Genomic DNA, 18,864 nt, shown 5'->3' with positions numbered 1-18,864 from the left:
GCGTGGCGCGGACGCATCAGTCGGCTCGTTAAGATCCCGCCCCGTTGGTGCTCGCTGCCGGACGTCCTCCGGCGCAGTTCAACGGGAATCAGGAAGGGGCGCGCCGAGCGTGGCCGCGCCCCCAACCTGAGCTGCCCCCGCAACGGTAAGCGGAAGGCGCGCGCGAGGCCCGATCAGGGCGTCGACGGCGCGCGGCACGTGTCCTGAGACCACTGGGCTCACCGCCCGGGAAGGCGACACGGGTTCGATTCCGACAGCCCGGATACCGGCCAACAGGCGGAGCCGCCGCACGCGCCCATCGATATCGGATGTCGCGCGCGCGGCGCTCCATTTCGCATGCGGCCGCGGGGAAGCGGTCAAGTGCCGCCACACGCAGTTTTTCCTCGCCATGCAGCCCATCTCCTCCCGCGCGCGCGCCTTCTCGCGCGCTTCCTCCTCCGTTGCCGCCGGCAGCGCGATGACCGCCCTCGCCCATGCCACGCTGCTCGCGCTCGGCGCCCTGCCCGCCGTGGCGATGGCGCAGGCCTCGTCCTCCTCGGCCTCAGCGCCGCTGGATCGCGTCGTCGTCACCGGCACGCGCGAAGCCCAGTCGCTGAGCAAGAGCGTCGCCGACATCGTCCTGATCGACGCCGACACGCTGCGCTTCGGCGGCGCCGGCACCGTCGAGGACGCGCTGCGCCGCTACGCCGGCCTGCAGATCACCCGCAACGGCGGCCCGGGCCAGAGCGGCGGTTACCTGATTCGCGGCAACAGCGCGAGCGGCGCGATCGTCCTGATCGACGGCGTTCGCGTGGGCTCGGCCACACTGGCCCAATCGGCCCTCGAGTCGATGAGCCTCGACCAGATCGACCGCATCGAGGTCCTGCGCGGGCCGGCGTCCAGCCCGTACGGCGCGGACGCGGTGGGCGGCGTGATCCAGATCTTCACGAAGAAGGGCCAGGGTCCGCTGAACCTCACGTCCAAGGTCGCCGTCGGCGAGTACCGCTCGCGCCAGGCCGATGTCGGCGTCAGCGGCGCGCAGGCGGGCTTCGACTACGCGGCCAGCATCGGTCGCGATACCAGCGACGGCGTCTCGGCTATTCGCCCGAACGACGCCAACGGCTACTACAACCCGGACCGCGACGGCTTCGCCCGCACCGTGGCCACAGGCCGCCTGGGCTTCACGCCGGCCGAGGGCCACCGCATCGGCATCAGCGCCACGCAGAGCCGGCTCAATGCCCAGTACGACAGCGCCGATTACGACGCCAACTTCAATCCCGATCCCTCGCCCGACTTCCGCAACAAGCTGAAGACGCGCTCGGTGTCGGCGGACTACCGCGGCACGCTGTCGCCGATCTGGACGACCTCAGTGCAGGTCGCGCGCAGCACGGATGACTCGATCAGCGGCGGCGGCTTCCCCAGCCGCTACAAGACCGATCGCGACCAGGCCACCTGGCAGAACGTGCTGCGCGTCGGCGCCGGCCAGCAGGTCGTGCTGGCCTACGAGCATCTGAGCGAGAAGGTCCAGGCCGACGCCTTCCCGTCCACGCCCAAGCGAACCAACAACGGCTACATGGCCGGCTATACCGGCGACTTCGGTCCGATCGCCATCGAGGGCAGCCTGCGCCGCGACGACAACTCCGCCTACGGCGCCAACACGACCGGCAACCTGGGCGCGAGCTACGCGCTGACCAGCGAGCTCAAGGTCCGCGCGCTCGCGGGCAAGACTTTCCGCGCGCCGAGCTTCAACGACCTGTACTTCCCGTTCTACGGCATCCCGACGATCCGCCCCGAGCGCGGCCGCAGCGTCGAGTTGGGCCTGAGCTGGACGCGCGGCGCGACCAGCGCGTCGGCGACGGTGTATCGCAACAAGGTCAAGGACCAGATCGCCTACAACCCCGATCCCAACGGTACGGACTGCCCGACGGGCTTCTTCGGATGCGCGGGTAATGTGGGCCGCGCCAAGATGACCGGCGCGACGATCACCGGCGCTCATCGCATCGGGAACCTGAGCCTGGCCGCGACGGTCGATTTCCTGGACGCGCAGGACGAGGTCAAGCGCTCGCGCCTGCTGCGTCGCGCGGCGCATCAGGAAACGGTCTCGGCCGATTACGACACGGGCGTGTGGAGCGTGGGCGCGTCGCTGACGGATGTGGGCGCACGGCCGGACACGGGCGGCAACCTGGGCGCGTACGCCGTGCTGGACCTGCGCGCGAGCTGGAAGTTCCTGCCGCAGTGGCGCCTCGAAGCCAAGGTCCTCAACGCCGCCGACCGCGACGTGCAACCGGTCCGCGACTACCAGGGCCTGGGCCGGCAGGCGTGGGTCGGGCTGCGGTATGACATGAAGGGGTTCTGAGCGGCGAACGCTGGCTTGGACGCCGTGGCCCCGAGGCATCCATCAAAGGACGACCTCAGGCCACGGGCCTCCCGCAGAAGCTCACCATGAAGAACCCCTTGAGCAGGTCCTGATCAGCGAGGCGCGTGAGGAATCGCTCATCCCACACGAGCGATTTCTTGGGGCTCATGTCGAGGGGGACCACGTAGATCGCGCCGGCCGCCACGTTGTCGACGCAAGTGATGTCCAACCAGGGCGGCCCGGCCAAGCGCAGCGAATGCCGCCTGACGAAGCGCGCGGCGCGCTTCAGGATCAGCAGCATGTAATCGGCCGACGCCTGATGGTGAGCCAATACGCGTCGAAGCTCCTCCGGCACCTCATGCCAGTCGGCGTCCTCGCATCGGGCCTCAAGGTCCTCATCGACCATCGGGCCAAAGACCGTGCCGGGAAACTGCAAAGCCCTTGAGAGATCCTCGACGTCTTGCAGATCGTCGCTCGTCGTCATCGCCATGAATTGCTCCTGCTTGACCAGGTCCTCGACCTGAAAGGCAGCAGTCTCCTCACGATGAGCGCCCGAGTCTCTCCACCAAATTGCGGCCTTGATGGGGGAACTGATCCAGGGAGGTCACTCCCCCCTTTGATACTGATCAGGGCTATTGGCCGAAAGACTCCTCAACTCCCCCAAAAACCTCTCCCCCGCCACATCCGACGCCCACGGCTCCCACGGCTGACCGCCGTAGATCGCCGCGAGCGGATCCTCCGCCAGCACCGGATGCGTAATGCCCAGCACTTCGCGGACCTCGCGCTCGGACCATCCCGTGCAGTGCACCGCCTCGGAGGCCGCCGCGATGCTGTCGGCGCGCTTGTGCCGCGCATGCGTCTCGGGCAGCCAGTCGGGCAAGCGGTAGCGCGTCCAGATCGCCTGCATCAGGCGGTCGCCGACGATGCGGAATGGCTCGCCCAGCACGCGCTTGAGCGGCGAGATGCAGTCGAATCCGAGGAAGCCTTCCTCGGCGTCATGCAGCAGCTCGGCGAGCGCCGCTTCGCGGCTCAGCGGCTCTCCCGCTTCCTCGGCCCATTGACGCCGCAGCGCCAGCACCAGCAGCGAGTGCTGCGCCACCGACAGCGGCCACGGCCACACCGACTCGCCGCCCCATCGATAGGTGCGCGCGAGCCGCAATGCCAGGTCCTCGTCGGTCCAGGCGTCGGGCGAGGGGTTGATCAGGTCGAGCGCGGCCCCGGAGGGCAGGCGGATCCAGGCACGGGGGCTGTCGGTCATGCGGCCCACTGTAGCGAGTCTCCCGACTCGCGCGGGCCCACCGCGATCGCGGCGCCCCCTTGCGGGGGCCACTCCTGACGCGATGCGTCAGGAGCTCGGCCATCAGGTGTACTTCTTCTCCAGCGCGTCCCACTCGGGCTTGCCGACCAGGCGCTGACGCTCGGCGAAGGGCACGACCAGCGCCGGATCCTCGTCGATGCGCTTGTTGGCCTTGAGCACGCCCAGCGCCTTCTGCATGCCGGCCACCGCGCCCTGCAGTGCCGCGTTGGCGTACAGCACCACGCCGTAGCCCATCTGCTGCAGCTCGCTCGCGTCCGTGATCGGGGTCTTTCCGCCGATGACCATGTTCATCAGCTGCGGCGTGGACAAGCGCTGCGGCAGCGCGCGGATCTCGTCCGGCTTGGTCACCGCCTCGACGAACAGGATGTCCGCGCCCGCCTCGGCGAACAGCTGCGCGCGCTCGATGGCGGCTTCGAAGCCCAGCGTGGCGCAGGCGTCCGTGCGGGCCATGATCAGGAAGTCCGGATCACGTCGCGCATCCACCGCCGCCTTGATCTTGCTGACGGCTTCCTCGGTCGAGATGACTTCCTTGCCGTTGAAGTGTCCGCAGCGCTTGGGCGCGACCTGGTCCTCCAGCTGGATGCAGTCGGCGCCGGCGCGTTCGAGCACCCGCACCGTGTGCCGCACGTTCAGCGCATTGCCGAAGCCGGTGTCGGCGTCGACGATCAGCGGCAGCTCCACCGCGTCGCGGATGCGGGCGGTGTGGTCGGCGATCTCGGCCAAGCCCATGAAGCCCTGGTCCGGCAGACCGAACCACATGTTGGTCACGCCGGCGCCGGTCACGTACAGCGCCTCGAAACCGAGGTCTTCGATCACCTTGGCCGACAGCGCGTTGAACGCGCCCGGCACCAGCACGCCGCGGCGCTCGTTCACCAGCTTGCGCAGGGTCTTGCGGGTCGATGTCATGGTTGTCTCTTCCGAAAATGAATCTGTTGAATCAATGAATCGCGATCAGAGCGACTCGGCGGGCACGCGCACCGCGCCCTCCATCAGGATGCGGGCGCTGCGGCTCATCACCGCGCGCGTGACGCGCCATTGGCCACCCTCCTCGACCGCCTCGGCGCCCACGCGCAGCGTGCCCGAGGGATGACCGAAGCGCACCGCCGGCAGCGGCTTGCCGCCCGCGGCCTCGCACACCAGCGTGCCGGGAATCGCCGCCGCGGTGCCGATCGCCACCGCCGCCGTGCCCATCATCGCGTGATGCAGCTTGCCCATGGACATGGCCCGCACCAGCACGTCGATGCCGCCGGCCTCCACCGTCTTGCCGCTGGACGCGCGATAGCTCGCGGGCGGCGCGACGAAGGCCAGCTTGGGCGTGTGCTGCCGCACGCGCGCCTCTTCCAGCGTCTTGATCAGACCCATGTGCAGCGCCGCATGCGCGCGGATCGCCTCCAGGCGCTTGAGCGCCGCCGGGTCGCCGTTGATCGCGTCCTGCAGCTCGGTGCCGCTGTAGCCCAGGTCCTTCGCGTCGACGAAGACCGCCGGGATGCCTGCGTTGATCAGCGTCGCGCGCAGACGGCCGCCGGCCACCAGCTCCTCGGGCACACGCAGCTCGTCGACCACGTTTCCGGTCGGGAACATCGCGCCGCCGCCCTCGCCCGCATCGCCGTCGTCATCGCCCGGATCGACGAAAGTCAGCTCGACCTCCGCCGCCGGGAAAGTGACGCCGTCGAGCTCGAAATCGCCGCTCTCCTGCACCTGACCGTCGCGCATCGGAACCTTGGCGATGATGGTCTTGCCGATGTTGGCCTGCCAGATACGGACCGTGGCGATGCCGTCCCGCGGCAGCGTCGCCGCGTCGATCAGCCCGCCCTGGATCGCGAACGGACCGACCGCCGCGGACAGGTTGCCGCAATTGCCGGACCAGTCCACCAGCGCGCTGTCGATCGCGACCTGGCCGAACAGGTAGTCGACGTCGTGATCCGGCCGCGTGCTGCGCGACACGATCACCGTCTTGCTGGTGCTTGAGGTCGCGCCGCCCATGCCGTCGATCTGCTTGCCGTAGGGATCGGGGCTGCCGATCACCCGCATCAGCAGCCGGTCGCGCGCCGCGCCGGGCACGCGGCAGGCCTCGGGCAGGTCCTCCAGACGGAAGAACACGCCCTTGCTGGTGCCGCCCCGCATGTACACCGCGGGGACTTTCACTTGAGGAAGGAATGCCATGGTGGTTTCGATGGTGTCGAAGGTCTCGGTGATGTCAGGGTCAGAGCGGCCGATCAAGCTGCCTCGGCCGCGGCCAGGAAGTCCTGCGCGAAGCGCTGCAGCACGCCGCCGGCCTGGTAGATCGCCACCTCCTCGGCCGTGTCCAGGCGGCAGCGCACCGGCACCTCGACGCGCTCGCCGTTGCGACGGTTCACGATCAACGTCATCGTCGCGCGCGGCGACAGCTCGCCGGACACGTCATAAGTCTCGGAGCCGTCCAGCCCCAGCGTCAGCCGCGTCGTGCCGGGCTGGAACTCCAGCGGCAGCACGCCCATGCCGATCAGGTTGGTGCGGTGGATGCGCTCGAAGCCCTCGGCCGCGATTGCCTCGACGCCGGCCAGGCGCACGCCCTTGGCCGCCCAGTCGCGCGACGAGCCCTGCCCGTAGTCCGCGCCCGCCACGATGATCAGCGGCTGGCGACGCGCCATGTAGGTCTCGATGGCCTCCCACATGCGCATGACCTGACCCTCGGGCTCCAGACGCGCGAGCGAGCCGGCGACCACGGCGCCGTCGGCGTCGCGAACCATCTCGTTCTTCAGCGTCGGGTTGGCGAAGGTGGCGCGCTGCGCGGTCAGGTGGTCGCCGCGGTGGGTCGCGTAGGAGTTGAAGTCCTCCTCCGGCAGGCCCATCTTGGCGAGGTACTCGCCGGCGGCGGAGTCCGGCATGATCGCGTTCGACGGAGACAGGTGGTCGGTGGTGATGTTGTCCGGCAGCACCGCCAGCGCGCGCATGCCGCGCAGGGTGCGTTCGCCCGCCAGCGCGCCTTCCCAGTACGGGGGACGGCGGATGTAGGTGGACTGCGCGCGCCAGTCATACAACGGCGTCGTCGCGGCCGCAGCGGCCGGGGCGATCGCGAACATCGGCTCGTAGACGCGGCGGAACTGCTCCGGCTTCACGCACTTGGCCACGAGCGCGTCAATCTCGGCGTCCTCCGGCCACAGGTCCTGCAGTCGGATCTCGCGGCCGTCGACCACGCCCAGCACATCGCGCTCGATGTCGAAGCGGATGGTGCCGGCCAGCGCGTAGGCGACCACCAGCGGCGGCGAGGCCAGGAAGGCTTGCTTGGCGCGCGGATGGATGCGGCCGTCGAAGTTGCGATTGCCCGACAGCACTGCCGTCGCGTACAGGTCGCGCTCGACAATCTCGCGTTCGATCTTGGGATCCAGCGCGCCCGACATGCCGTTGCACGAGGTGCAGGCATAGGCGACGACGCCGAAGCCCAGCGCTTCCAGGTCGCCGAGCAGGCCGGCCTCCTCCAGATACAGCGTCACCGTGCGCGAGCCCGGCGCCAGCGACGACTTCACCCAGGGCTTGCGCACCAGGCCCAGCCGGCGCGCGTTGCGGGCCAGCAGGCCCGCGGCGATCACGTTGCGCGGGTTGCTGGTGTTGGTGCAGCTGGTGATGGCCGCGATGATCACCGCGCCATCGGGCATCTTGCCCGGCTCGTCGGTCCAGGCGCCAGCGATGCCGCGCTCGGCCAGCGCCGAGGTCGGCAGACGGCGATGCGGATTCGACGGGCCGGCCATGTTGCGCTCGACCGTGCCCAGGTCGAAGCGCAGCACGCGCGGGTACTCGGCCTTGGCCAGCGTGTTGCCTGCGCCGGACCACAGGCCCGCCGCCTTCGCATAGGTCTCGACCAGCTGGACCTGCGCCTCCTCGCGGCCGGTCAGGCGCAGGTAACTCAGGGTCTGCTCGTCGATGGAGAACAGCGCGGCGGTGGCACCGTACTCGGGCGCCATGTTGGAGATGGTCGCGCGGTCGCCCAGCGTCAGGCCGGAGACGCCGTCCCCGTAGAACTCCAGATAGGCGCCGACCACCCGTTCCTTGCGCAGGAACTCGGTCAGCGCCAGCACCAGGTCGGTGGCGGTGATGCCGGGCTTGCGGCGGCCGGTCAGCTCGACGCCGACGATGTCGGGCAGGCGCATCCACGAGGCGCGGCCCAGCATGACGTTCTCCGCCTCCAGGCCGCCCACGCCCACGGCGATCACGCCCAGCGCGTCCACATGCGGCGTGTGGCTATCGGTCCCGACGCAGGTGTCGGGATAGGCCACGCCGCGGTCGACGTGGATGACCGGGGACATCCGCTCCAGATTGATCTGATGCATGATCCCGTTCCCCGGCGGGATCACGTCGACATTGCGGAACGCGGTGCGGCACCACTCGATGAAGTGGAAGCGGTCCTCGTTGCGGCGGTCCTCGATGGCGCGGTTCTTGTCGAAGGCCTGGGGATCGTCGCCGCCGCACTCGACGGCCAGCGAGTGGTCGACGATCAGCTGCACCGGGACGACAGGATTCACCTGCGCCGGATCGCCGCCCTGATCGGCGATCGCGTCGCGCAGACCGGCCAGGTCCACCAGCGCGGTCTGACCCAGGATGTCGTGGCAGACCACGCGCGCGGGGAACCACGGGAAGTCGCGATCGCTGCGGCCTTCGGCGATCTGCGTCAGGCATTCATCGAGGATCGCCGGATCGCAGCGGCGCACGAGGTTCTCGGCATGCACGCGGGCGGTGAAGGGCAGGCGGTCCCAGGACCCGGGGCGCAGCGCCTCGACGGCCTCGCGGGCGTCGAACCACTCGAGCGAGGTGCCCGGCAGCGGCTTGCGATACGACGAATTGAGCGACGCCGTGGACACGATGGTGTCCTTGGGCGCGGGGATGGCGTTGGCTGGCATGGCTGGCCTGATTCGAAGCTGGATTCTGAAAGCGCAAGCCCGCGGCACCGATCACGGCGCGCGGGCAAGCAACGGGCGTTGAGCGGGCGGGTTGCTTACTTGCGCTGCGCGATCGGCGCGAAGACCTGGTCCTCGGGGCCGGTGTACACGGCGCTGGGGCGGATGATCTTGTTGTCCTGACGCTGCTCGACCACGTGAGCGGCCCAGCCGCTGGTGCGCGCGATCACGAACAGCGGCGTGAACATCGCCGTGGGCACGCCCATCATGTGATAGCTCACCGCGCTGAACCAGTCCAGGTTGGGGAACATCTTCTTGGCGTCCCACATCGTGCGCTCCAGGCGCTCGGCGATGTCGTACATCTTGGTCGTTCCGGCCTCTTTGGACAGCTCATGCGCGACCTTCTTGATGACCTCGTTGCGCGGATCGCTGACCGTGTAGACCGGGTGACCGAAGCCGATCACGACTTCCTTGGCCTCGACGCGGCGGCGGATGTCGGCCTCGGCTTCATCGGGGGTCTCGTAGCGCTTCTGCACTTCGAAGGCGACCTCGTTGGCGCCGCCGTGCTTGGGGCCGCGCAGCGCGCCGATCGCACCGGCGATGGCCGAGTGCATGTCGCTGCCCGTGCCCGCGATCACGCGCGCGGTGAAGGTCGAGGCGTTGAACTCGTGCTCCGCGTACAGGATCAGCGAGGTGTGCATCGCGCGTTCCCAGCTCTTGCTGGGCGGCTCGCCGTGCAGCAGGTGCAGGAAGTGGGCGCCGATGGAGTCGTCATCGGTCTCGACCTCGATGCTGCGGCCGTTGTGGCTGTAGTGGTACCAGTACAGCAGCATCGAGCCCAGCGAGGCCATCAGCTTGTCGGCGATGTCGCGCGCGCCGGGCAGGTTGTGGTCGTCCTTCTCGGGCAGCGAGCAGCCCAGCGCCGAGACGCCGGTGCGCATCACGTCCATCGGATGGGCAGCGGCAGGCAGCGTTTCCAGCGCGTCCATCACGGCGGCGGGCAGACCGCGCAGCGACTTCAGCTTGTTCTTGTAGGCGCGCAGCTCGGCGGCGTTGGGCAGCTTGCCGTGCACCAGCAGGTGGGCGATTTCCTCGAACTCGCATTGGCCGGCCAGATCCAGGATGTCGTAGCCGCGGTAATGCAGGTCGTTGCCGCTGCGGCCGACGGTGCACAGCGCGGTCGTGCCGGCCGCGACGCCGGACAGCGCGACGGATTTCTTGGGCTTGAAGCCGGGGGCGGTGGTGGCGGCGTTGTCGCTCATGGGCTTGTCTCCTGGATGAAGTCGAAAGTGGATCAGGAAATGGGAAATCAGGAGGCGACCGCGGGCGGATCGCCGAGCGGTCGGTACGGTAAATCAGATCCGGCGGCAGCGCTGACGCCCTGGCGGCCTTCTCGGCCTTCGCGCAGCTTCAGCCGCACCGGGCGGCCGTCGGCATCGACGGCGACCAGCTCGAAGCTGCCGCGCAGCGCCTCTCGGAAGGACATTCCGGCGTTCTCGTCGATGGCGGCATGGACTTGCACGGTCAGCGAGCTGGCCCCGATGCGGGTGACCCGGCCATGCAAATGCAGCAGCGCGCCCACGGGAACGGGCACGATGAAATCGATGTCCCCGGCAGAGGCCATCACCACCGGCTGCACGCTGTGCTGGGCGGCGGTGAGGTAAGCCACCCGGCCCAGCATCGCCAGCCCTTCGGGTGCGAACAGCGTGCCGTAATGATTGGCCAGCGCCGGAACGATCAGCTCGGTGCGATGGAGCTCGCCGGGCGGCAGGGCCGCCAGGGTCCGGGTCCAGTCGAGCGCGGCGATCGAGGTTTGCGGGGTGCGCATGGTTTGCAATCTTCGCAGTCTCCTCGGCTTGGCTCAATGGCTGAAGCAGCCATGAAGTGCGAAGCCGAATAATGAAATCTGCGAAGTTTGCGAAGACGGTCGTCGGTTTGGACGACAATCGCCCGCACCATGCGCAAGACCTTCCTCGGGGTGAAGCTCAAGACCCTGCGCGAGCAGCGCGGCCTGACCCAGGCCGCGCTCGCGCAGCTGCTCAAGCTGTCGCCCAGCTACGTGAACCAGCTCGAGAACAACGAGCGGCCCCTGAGCGTGGCGGTGCTGCTGCGGATGCAATCGGCGCTGGGGGTGGACCTGCAGTTCTTCTCGGAGGACGACGAGGCCCGGCTGTATGCGCAGTTGCAGGAGATCGTCGCCGAGACGCAAGTCCCCGGCGGCGTGCCCGAGGCGGAGTTGCGCACGCTGGTGCAGCAGATGCCGGCGATGGCACAGCTGATGCTGCGACTGCACGGGCGCGCGCGAGGCGCGGAGCAGCGCGTGGTCAGCTTGGGCGGCGATGAGCGCGAGGACGGCTTGGGCTTGGGGCCGGGACCGCATGAGGAAGTGCGGGACTTCTTCTACAGCCAGAACAACCACATGGACGTGCTGGACCGGGCGGCCGAGGCGCTGGCGCGGCGGCTGGCGGGCGAGTCGAATCAGGCGCTGACGCAGCAGGCCCTGGTGGCGAAGCTGGAGGCGCATCTGCGCCAGGCTCACGGGATCCAGGTGCAGCTCTGGAGCGACGAGCGGGCGAGGCGTTTCGAGCCGGCGCAGCGGCTGCTGTTGCTGTCGGACGCCTTGTCGCCGGCGCAGCGCGCGTTCCAGATGGCGACGCAGCTGGCCTATCTGGAATGCGGCGCGGAGATGGATGCGCTGATCGCGTCAGCCCCCTTCAGCGCGGAGGCGGCGGCGCTGGCGCGCATTGGGCTGGGCAGTTACTTCGCCGGTGCGCTGACCTTGCCGTATCGAATCTTCCTGGCTGCGGCGCAAGAGCTGAGGCACGACATCGCGCTGCTGGCCAAGCGCTTCGGCGTGAGCTTCGAATCGGCATGCCATCGGCTGTCGACGCTGCAACGGCGCGAGGCGCGCGGGGTGCCGTTCTTCTTCGTGCGGGTGGACCGGGCGGGGAACATCTCCAAGCGGCAGTCGGCGACGGACTTCCACTTCTCGCGCGGAGGCGGGACTTGTCCGCTGTGGAATGTGTATGAGGCCTTCGGGCAGCCGGGGCGCGTGCTCACGCAGGTGGCGCGGATGCCCGATGGGCGCGCGTATCTGTGGATCGCGCATTGCGAGTTGCGAGCGACGGGGGGCTATGGCTCACCGGCACGGGAGTTCTCGGTGGCGCTGGGCTGCGACCTGCGGCATGCGGGGCAGCTGGTGTATGCGAAGGGGCTGGATCTGGGCGATCACGCGGGCGCGACGCCGATCGGGCCGGGGTGCAAGTTGTGTGATCGGCAGGGCTGCGCGCAGCGGGCGTTTCCGGCGCTGGGCAAGCGGCTCAGGATCGATGAGAACGAGCGGCTGGCGGAGCCTTACGCGGCGGGGTGAGTTTTGGGGCTCGTGGTGTGCGGCGGCCCTCACCCCAACCCCTCTCCCACTTCATGGGAGAGGGGCTTCGATGCGCCGTCCGCTGTCAAGCCCCTCGCCCGCTTGCGGGAGAGGGGTTGGGGTGAGGGCCGTGGCACCCCAGAGCCTCAATCCATCTGCTCTCGCAGCTCCTTCGCCTTACCGCGATAGAACTTCGCGGACGCCGCATTCCCCGCCTTCTCAAACCGATCAGCAGCGGCGGTCGCCGCCCGTGCCGCCTCATCGAAGGCCTTGATGATCAGCTGCCTGTCCTCGGTCGGCACGAGCTTCCCCTGCTCGAACTTCCCCGCGGCAAACCCCTGATCCGGAATATCGACCACGCCAAGCGACAGCTCGCCCTTCTGCACCCGCCCCAGGAACATGCGCTTCACCGATGCGCCCTGCTGCTCCTTGAGCACGCCCAGCCCATCCGCCTGCGCGCCGGAACAAGCGCCGTCCCATCGCGCCGATCCGGCAGCCCACCCTTCAGGCGCGGTCGTCACATTGCAAGCCGCCAGCGAAGGCTGGCAAGCCGCGGTCAGCACCAGTCCGGCGAGCGCCAGGACACGAAGGAGGAGAGGCGATCGAAGCGTCATGGCGTGGGAGTATCGATGCGAAGAAGAAGGACGGACGTAACCGTCCGTCATGCGGCCAAGGGACGTCGCCGCTTCAGATGAGGCGCGGCGCCCAGGCGGTGATGAGCGAGCGGCTGGCCTCGAAGTGCATCGCGTCCTCGGTGCGGAAGGCCGCGCCCCAGTACCAGCCATGGCGATTGAAGATCGGTGCGATCAGGGTCAGGCCCATCTGCACCTTGTCATCGCCCCGGCGGTCCAGGATGCCGTCGAGTTTCAGATCGATCGCCGTCCCCCACGAGTGATTCGAGATTCCGGTCGACGACCCGCGAATCAGCCGGCAGCAGAGCATGCCCGCCGTCCCCAGCAGCGCATAGACCGCGGGCTGCTCCTTGCGGATGTCCTCGAAGACCTGCTGCAGGCTGTCGACGGCCAGATCCAGGCCGGTCACCTTGAACGGACCGACCGACTTGGACACGACGTGCTTCTTGAGCTTCTCGTTGGTCATCGGCTGGCAATCCTGCGAGTAGGAATGCCGCGGCTGGCCCAGCGACGAGATCATGAAGGCCGGGGACACGGCCACCAGCCCCTGATTGATGGTGTGCTTGGCGGGACGGGGCACGGTCGAGAGCAGCAACGCCTTGGCGGCCGCGGCCGTGGCGGGCACGGCCGGCGCGGCGGCAGGTGCCGGAGCGCTTGCTGCGGAGGCGGCAGGCGCGGCCGGTGCGACCGCAGGGCGAGCCGCTTGCGGCGTCGGCGTGGCCGGACGCACCGGGCTGGGCGTGGGGCGAGCGGCAGCCGCGGTCGGACGCGAGGCGGCCGCGCTGGTCGTCGAGCCGGTGGAGAGGCGCCTCAGCGTGCGACCGTTCGGATCGACGCGGCCATCGGGCTTGCCCATGAAGCCGCGCTGGAACTGCAGGATGCCGCCGACGGTCAGCGGGCCGCAGCGGCCGTCGATCTGGCCGCCGTAAAGACGGTGCGCAACGAGCAGTCGCTGCACGGATTCGACGTCGGGCTTGCGGTTCTGGCCGGCGACGCCGACGGACGCGGTGATATGGGCTTGCACGCGAAGATCCTCGTTGGCTGGATGTCGCGGCGATTCTTCGCGTCATCGGCGTCGGAGGACATTGACCAAGGTCACTCCGGGGGCGAGGGGGCGGCGGGCGAGAGCCCGAAGACCCTCTCCCCCACCCTCTCCCGCAAGCGGGAGAGGGAGTTGCATGCGTTCGAGCGTTGTCGTTGTCGTTGTCGTTGTCGTCGTTGCGAGGACGCTCGGCGCGAGTTGCCCCCTCGCCCGCTTGCGGGAGAGGGCTGGGGAGAGGGTCTTCGGGCGCGCGCGCGAGTCTTCCCGCTCTCAAGCGGCTCTTCAGCCCCGCCCAATCAACTCACAGAACCGCGCCAAGTCCACATTCCCGCCGCTGATCACCACACCGACGCGCTGCCCCTTGAGCTCATCCTTCATCCGCTTGACCGCGGCCAGCCCCAGGCAGCCGGTGGGCTCGACCAGCATCTTCATCCGGCTCGCGAAGAAGCCCATGCAGTCGACGAGCTCCGCATCCGACACCGTCACCACGTCATCAACCAGCTGCCGAATCAGCGCGAAGGTGATGTTCCCCAACTGCTGCGTCTGCACGCCGTCGGCGACCGTGCGCGGCGTGTCGATGCGCACGATCTGGCCGCTGCGGAACGACTGCTGCCCATCGTTGCCCGCCTCCGGCTCGACGCCGTAGATCTTGGCGGACGGCGCCAGCGCACGCGTCGCCAACGCCGTGCCCGACAGCAAGCCCCCGCCACCCAGCGGCGTGAACATCGCGTCCAGCGCGCCGACCTCCTCGATCAGCTCCTTCGCCGCGGTGCCCTGTCCGCACAGCACGTCGACATGGTCGTAAGGCGGGATCAGCGTCAGACCACGCGTCTGCGCCAGATCCCGCCCGATCTGCTCGCGGTCTTCGGTGTAGCGATCAAAGAGCACCACCTCGCCGCCATAGCCTCGCGTGGCGGCGATCTTGGCGGCCGGCGCGTCCTTGGGCATCACGATGACCGCTGACATGCCCAGGATCCGCGCCGACAACGCGATCGCCTGCGCATGGTTCCCCGACGAGAAGGCCACCACCCCGCGCCGGCGCTGCTCCGGCGTGAAGCGCGACAGCGCGTTGAACGCGCCGCGGAACTTGAAGGCGCCCATGCGCTGGAAGTTCTCGCATTTGAAGAAGACCTGCGCGCCGAGCATCTCGTCCAGCGTGCGCGAGCTCAGCACCGGCGTGCGATGGGCCTGGCCCTCGATGCGGCGGGCGGCGGCGACGACGTCGTCATAGGTCGGCAAGGCGGTCATGCGATCAGCTCCAGGTCGGATGAGACAAGGCGGCCATCATGCGCCCCGTCTGTACCGAAACAGATTCAGGCCTGCCACACACCGTAGCCCGCCTCGCCCGGCGCACGGAGTCAGATGGCGAGCGCGACAATGCGCATCTTCTTCCTCATGCCGATTTCGCCTGCCATGCCGCTGTCCCCCTACCTGTCCACGCGCCCCGCATTGTCCGAGCGCGTCTTCATCCACGAGTCCGCCCAGGTCATCGGCGACGTGACCATCGGTCCGGACAGCTCGGTGTGGTGCAACACCGTGCTGCGCGGCGACGTGAACCGCATCGTGATCGGCACGGCGAGCAACATCCAGGACTTCACGATGGGGCACGTGTCCCACAAGCATCCGAAGAAGCCGGACGGCTCGCCGCTGATCATCGGCGACCACGTCACCATCGGCCACTCGGTGATCCTGCACGGCTGCCGCATCGGCAACGAATGCCTGGTCGGCATGGGTTCGATCGTGATGGACGACGTGGTCGTCGAGGACCGCGTGATGATCGCCGCCGGGAGCCTGGTCTCGCCCGGCAAGACCCTCAAGAGCGGCCACCTCTACATGGGCCGCCCCGCGGTCCAGGTGCGCCCGCTCAACGAGGACGAGCTCGCCTTCTTGCGTTACTCCGCCGAGCATTACGTGAAGGTCAAGAACAACTACCTCGCCGAAGCGAAGTAGTCGTCCCTCTCGGCGCTCGTCGGCGCCCGTCAGCGCTCATCAGCGCCGATCAGGGCTATCGAGGGCCGATCAGCGATCCAGCTTGATCCCGCCGATCACTCGCCGCACGAACTCGAAGCTCGCCTGGTTGAGGTAGGCCCGGTTGTCGGCCTTGGTGAAGCTGTGGCCTTCGTCGCTGGCGCTGACGAACCACACCGGCGTGCCCTGAGCGCGTACCGCCGCGACCATGGCCTGCGCTTCGCCGAACGGCACGCGCGGGTCGTTGCGACCGTGCACCACCATCAGCGGCTTCTTCACCGCATCCGCGTGCGTGAGCGGCGAGATCGACGTCAGGAACTCGCGCATCGCGGGATCGCGCTCGTCGCCGTACTCGGCGCGGCGGTTGTCGCGGCGATAGCTCTCGGTGTTCTCCAGGAAGGACACGAAGTTGGCGATGCCCACCCGGCAGATGCTGCCCGCCAGCCGCGGCGACTCATGGGTCGCGACCGCCAGCGACAGATAGCCGCCATAGCTCCCGCCCGCGACCACCACGCGCGAGGCATCCATGTCGGACCGTGACGCGATCAGATCCAGCAGCGCGCTCACGTCCTTGACCGCGTTCTCGCGCAGCCGGCCGTTGTCCAGCTTGAGGAAGGTCTTGCCGAAGCCATCGGAGCCGCGCACGTTGGGCATCACGATGTGCATGCCCAGTTGCTCGACCAGCGCGCGCGTCACGCCCGCCACATAGCCGGGCCGGGCCTGCGACGACGGTCCGCCATGCAGGCTGATGTAGACCGGACGCGGGCCGGTGAAGCGGGCCGGCGGCGCGATGTGCAGGCCGGTGATCTCCAGCCCGTCGAAGCTCTTCCAGCGCAGCACCGACGAGCGCAGCGGCGTGCCCTCGCCCGCCGCGCTCCAGGGACGCGTCGCCTTGTCCTCGAGCGAATGGACGAAGAGCCGGCTCGGGCTTTCCGCCGAGGTCTGCTCGAAGCCCAGCAGCGGCAGCGTCGGATGCCAGCTCACCCCGCGGATCACGCCGGGGGCCAGGTCTTGCGCGATCTCGACCGGCGCCGTGCCGGGCCGGTACAGCCGCAGCGAGGACACGCCCGCCACGTTGTAGACCAGGGCCAGCGGGCGATCGCCGCCGACCGGGCCTTCGGCGAGGTCCTCGAGATCGGCGCCGACATCGGTCAGCTCGTTGCGGTTGCGGCCGTGGGCCACATCATTGCGGACCAGGTGGCGGAACTCGCCCACCGCCGCGTTGCGGCGCCAGATGATGTCCTCCGCATGAGCGCCAGAGCCGATGCCCAGCCGCGCCGCGGCGCCCGGCACGCGCGCGCCGCTGCCGTCGAGCGGGAACTCCAAGGTCTGACTGCGGCCGTCGCGCGTCACCATCGCGAGCACGCGGCCCGCCGGGCTCACGCGCAAACTGGTCAGACGCCCCGTCGTGGCGCCGAGCAGCCGACGCTCTTCCGGCTTGGACGGGTCCACCCACCACAAATTGGCGAGCGCCGGACTCTTGGACAGCAGCTTGGACGGATCGACGTCCTTGCCGCCTTCCTTGCCCTCGGCGGCCGGCTCGGCCTCGGAAGCCGCCTGTTGCGCGGGCTGCGTAGCCAGCGCGGTCTCCTCGCGCTCGTCATCGTCCTCGACGGGCGTCTCCGGCCGCGGACGGCGATCCAGGCGCTCCTGCAGATAGACCAGCCCCTGCCCCTTGGGCAGGAAGGCGTACTCGCTGACGCGCTCGCCCTCCGGCGTCAGCACCACCGGCGCGGTCCCGCCGATGCCGCCGCTTCCGCCGTCGAGGCGATAGAGGCGCCACGCCTCGTTGCCGCCTTGGTCGCGAGTGAACACGACATAGGCGCCGGTCGGCTCCCACATCGCGCTGCCGACGCCGTCGCGACCTTCGGTCAGCGGCTCCGGGGCAAGACCTGGCCCCGCCAGGCGATGCAACTGCTGGCTAGGGCCGCGCCGCGTGAGCACCAGCATCTCCGGCTTGACCGGATGCCAGCCCGCGAAGCGCAACGTGGGCAGCTCGCGCTCGCCGCCCAGCGAGTGGTACTCGAAACGCGGCACGCCCTCGGCGCTCATGTTGGCGCCCAGCCGCGCCGGTGCGGCCCACAGCTCGGCGCTCGCGAACAGCGGTTGCAAAGCGGCCAGCGTGCCGCCGGCCAGTCGCAGCCAGCCGCGACGGTTCATCGCATTCATCTTCGGATCGGAGCTCATCTTTTTCCCATCGACAGTCATCAGGTCTGCGCCGCCACCGCCTTGCGCGGCGAGGCGGTCTCATCCAGCTGCCACGCGTCCGGGCGCACCGGCTCCGCATAGCTCTGCACGCCAAAGCTGTAGCGCTGGGTCCCGCCGGCCTTGCGTCCGCGCGCCTGCGCAAGCGTCACTTCGCGGTTGAGCCGGTCGCTGAAGCGCCGACCCCAGCGCCGCACCGCGCCGTGCAGGCGCGCCACATCCTCGTCCAGCAGGCCCTCGCCGCGCACCGAGAACAGGAAGTGCCCCGGCGATTCACCGCCGCCATGCAGGATCTCCCACGAGGCCTGCATGCGGTCCGCCGCGATGCGCGCGCTGCGCGTCATGCTCTGGAGCTCCTCGCCGGCGGCACGCTCGGGCTTGGCCCAGCGCACATGCCCGTCGTCATCGATGGTCACGGCGCCCTGCTGCAGCCAGGCGTCCAGCAAGGCCTTGGGCGGTACGCCCTTGGTGACCTCCTCGATCAGGTCCTCGAAGGTTTCGGCCTGCGCGGGGCGCGCCGTGCTGCGGCGCTCCAGCACGCGCGGCACGCCGCGTTCGTCGATGAAGCGCGCATCGCCGCTCCACAAGGACATCACCGCGTCCAGCAGGCTCTTGCGGCGGCGCTCGGTCTGCGCGAGCGGCGCCTCCGCGCCGATGCGCTTGACGTCCTTGCGATGCACGCCGGTCAGCGTGCTCAGCGCCGCGTCGGTGATGCGCCGCTCCTCGCGTTCGAGCTGCTCCGCGGCCTGCTCGATGTAGACGCGCTTGGAGAGCTCCACCAACTCGGCCAGGCCGACGCCCTTGTGCACCAGCAGACGGATCAACGGCCGCAGCAGCAGCGTGGCGATGTGGAGGGATTGCTCTTGGGTACTGGCATTCATGGTGGTCTCTACCCGGACGCTTGAAACGGTCTGCTATGCGGCCCACTGATGGACTTGATGACTTGACTGATGCGATTCGACAACGCGGCTTCGCCCATTCGAGTCCTGTTCGTGAGCCGCTTTGGCGAGCAGCGGACCAGGCGTGCGAATGGCGGGCCGGATCATGCATCAGACCGGTGTTTTCGGCGTCCGGGAATGGATCAGGACTGTCCCTGATCCGCTGTGCGACGCGATGCGGGTAA

The 18,864-nt window shown here is 69.0% G+C and carries 15 protein-coding genes and 1 riboswitch; of the genes, 3 read left to right on the top strand and 12 right to left on the bottom strand.

The genetic code is table 11. The features are described from left to right. The first annotated feature begins 28 nt into the window (after positions 1 to 28). A riboswitch (cobalamin riboswitch) is annotated at positions 29 to 289 on the top strand. A 99-nt stretch (positions 290 to 388) separates the two neighbouring features. Beyond that, positions 389 to 2,335 carry a TonB-dependent receptor gene (locus tag ABDW59_RS10925; RefSeq protein ID WP_343629784.1) on the top strand — a complete coding sequence of 649 codons (1,947 nt, stop codon included), beginning with the start codon at positions 389 to 391 and terminating at the stop codon, positions 2,333 to 2,335. Positions 2,336 to 2,390: 55 nt separating this feature from the next. Here ABDW59_RS10925 and ABDW59_RS10920 read toward each other — a convergent pair whose 3' ends face one another. The 7 genes from ABDW59_RS10920 to ABDW59_RS10890 all read right to left on the bottom strand — a co-directional run bounded on the left by ABDW59_RS10920 (position 2,391) and on the right by ABDW59_RS10890 (position 10,352). After that, a complete protein-coding gene (locus ABDW59_RS10920; protein ID WP_343629783.1) occupies positions 2,391 to 2,825 on the bottom strand; it encodes a hypothetical protein in 435 nt (144 codons plus the stop codon). A gap of 114 nt (positions 2,826 to 2,939) precedes the next feature. Next, entirely contained in the window at positions 2,940 to 3,593 is a 654-nt protein-coding gene (locus ABDW59_RS10915) for a phosphohydrolase (RefSeq protein ID WP_343629782.1), read from the bottom strand. A gap of 102 nt (positions 3,594 to 3,695) precedes the next feature. Further along, a complete protein-coding gene (locus ABDW59_RS10910; RefSeq protein WP_343629781.1) occupies positions 3,696 to 4,559 on the bottom strand; it encodes an isocitrate lyase/PEP mutase family protein in 864 nt (287 codons plus the stop codon). Between the two features lie 45 nt (positions 4,560 to 4,604). Then, the gene (prpF, locus tag ABDW59_RS10905; RefSeq protein WP_343629780.1) at positions 4,605 to 5,816 is read right to left on the bottom strand and encodes a 2-methylaconitate cis-trans isomerase PrpF; all 1,212 of its coding nucleotides are present in this window, start codon (positions 5,814 to 5,816) and stop codon (positions 4,605 to 4,607) included. A 53-nt stretch (positions 5,817 to 5,869) separates the two neighbouring features. Next, a complete protein-coding gene (gene acnD / locus ABDW59_RS10900) occupies positions 5,870 to 8,527 on the bottom strand; it encodes a Fe/S-dependent 2-methylisocitrate dehydratase AcnD (RefSeq protein ID WP_343629779.1) in 2,658 nt (885 codons plus the stop codon). Positions 8,528 to 8,622: 95 nt separating this feature from the next. After that, a complete protein-coding gene (gene prpC, locus ABDW59_RS10895; protein WP_343629778.1) occupies positions 8,623 to 9,786 on the bottom strand; it encodes a 2-methylcitrate synthase in 1,164 nt (387 codons plus the stop codon). Positions 9,787 to 9,833: 47 nt separating this feature from the next. Next, positions 9,834 to 10,352: an acyl-CoA thioesterase gene (locus ABDW59_RS10890; protein ID WP_343629777.1), complete on the bottom strand. Its 519-nt coding sequence runs from the start codon at positions 10,350 to 10,352 to the stop codon at positions 9,834 to 9,836. A 129-nt stretch (positions 10,353 to 10,481) separates the two neighbouring features. On the opposite strand from ABDW59_RS10890, the gene ABDW59_RS10885 reads away from it, so the two are divergent. Beyond that, on the top strand, positions 10,482 to 11,894 hold the full coding sequence (locus tag ABDW59_RS10885; protein WP_343629776.1) for a short-chain fatty acyl-CoA regulator family protein: 1,413 nt from the start codon (positions 10,482 to 10,484) through the stop codon (positions 11,892 to 11,894). A 146-nt stretch (positions 11,895 to 12,040) separates the two neighbouring features. On the opposite strand, the gene ABDW59_RS10880 is transcribed toward ABDW59_RS10885, so the two are convergent. The 3 genes from ABDW59_RS10880 to ABDW59_RS10870 form a co-directional block, all read right to left on the bottom strand. Continuing rightward, a complete protein-coding gene (locus ABDW59_RS10880) occupies positions 12,041 to 12,508 on the bottom strand; it encodes a hypothetical protein (protein WP_343629775.1) in 468 nt (155 codons plus the stop codon). 73 nt (positions 12,509 to 12,581) lie between these two features. Beyond that, positions 12,582 to 13,550: a M15 family metallopeptidase gene (locus tag ABDW59_RS10875; protein WP_343629774.1), complete on the bottom strand. Its 969-nt coding sequence runs from the start codon at positions 13,548 to 13,550 to the stop codon at positions 12,582 to 12,584. Positions 13,551 to 13,850: 300 nt separating this feature from the next. Continuing rightward, the gene (locus tag ABDW59_RS10870) at positions 13,851 to 14,816 is read right to left on the bottom strand and encodes a threo-3-hydroxy-L-aspartate ammonia-lyase (RefSeq protein WP_343629772.1); all 966 of its coding nucleotides are present in this window, start codon (positions 14,814 to 14,816) and stop codon (positions 13,851 to 13,853) included. A 165-nt stretch (positions 14,817 to 14,981) separates the two neighbouring features. Between ABDW59_RS10870 and ABDW59_RS10865 the strand changes: the two genes are divergently transcribed. Further along, positions 14,982 to 15,518, top strand: a complete 537-nt coding sequence (locus tag ABDW59_RS10865) for a gamma carbonic anhydrase family protein (protein WP_343629833.1) — start codon at positions 14,982 to 14,984, stop codon at positions 15,516 to 15,518. Positions 15,519 to 15,587: 69 nt separating this feature from the next. Here ABDW59_RS10865 and ABDW59_RS10860 read toward each other — a convergent pair whose 3' ends face one another. Both ABDW59_RS10860 and ABDW59_RS10855 read right to left on the bottom strand, forming a co-directional pair. After that, positions 15,588 to 17,723 carry a prolyl oligopeptidase family serine peptidase gene (locus ABDW59_RS10860; RefSeq protein ID WP_343629771.1) on the bottom strand — a complete coding sequence of 712 codons (2,136 nt, stop codon included), beginning with the start codon at positions 17,721 to 17,723 and terminating at the stop codon, positions 15,588 to 15,590. Between the two features lie 20 nt (positions 17,724 to 17,743). Then, the gene (locus tag ABDW59_RS10855) at positions 17,744 to 18,622 is read right to left on the bottom strand and encodes a DUF6502 family protein (RefSeq protein WP_343629770.1); all 879 of its coding nucleotides are present in this window, start codon (positions 18,620 to 18,622) and stop codon (positions 17,744 to 17,746) included. Positions 18,623 to 18,864 lie beyond the last annotated feature (242 nt).

This window comes from Roseateles sp. (assembly GCF_039595295.1).
Lineage (GTDB): Bacteria > Pseudomonadota > Gammaproteobacteria > Burkholderiales > Burkholderiaceae_C > Roseateles.
Note: the sequence above shows the minus strand (reverse complement) of the source record. Positions and strands in the feature narration are given on the sequence as shown.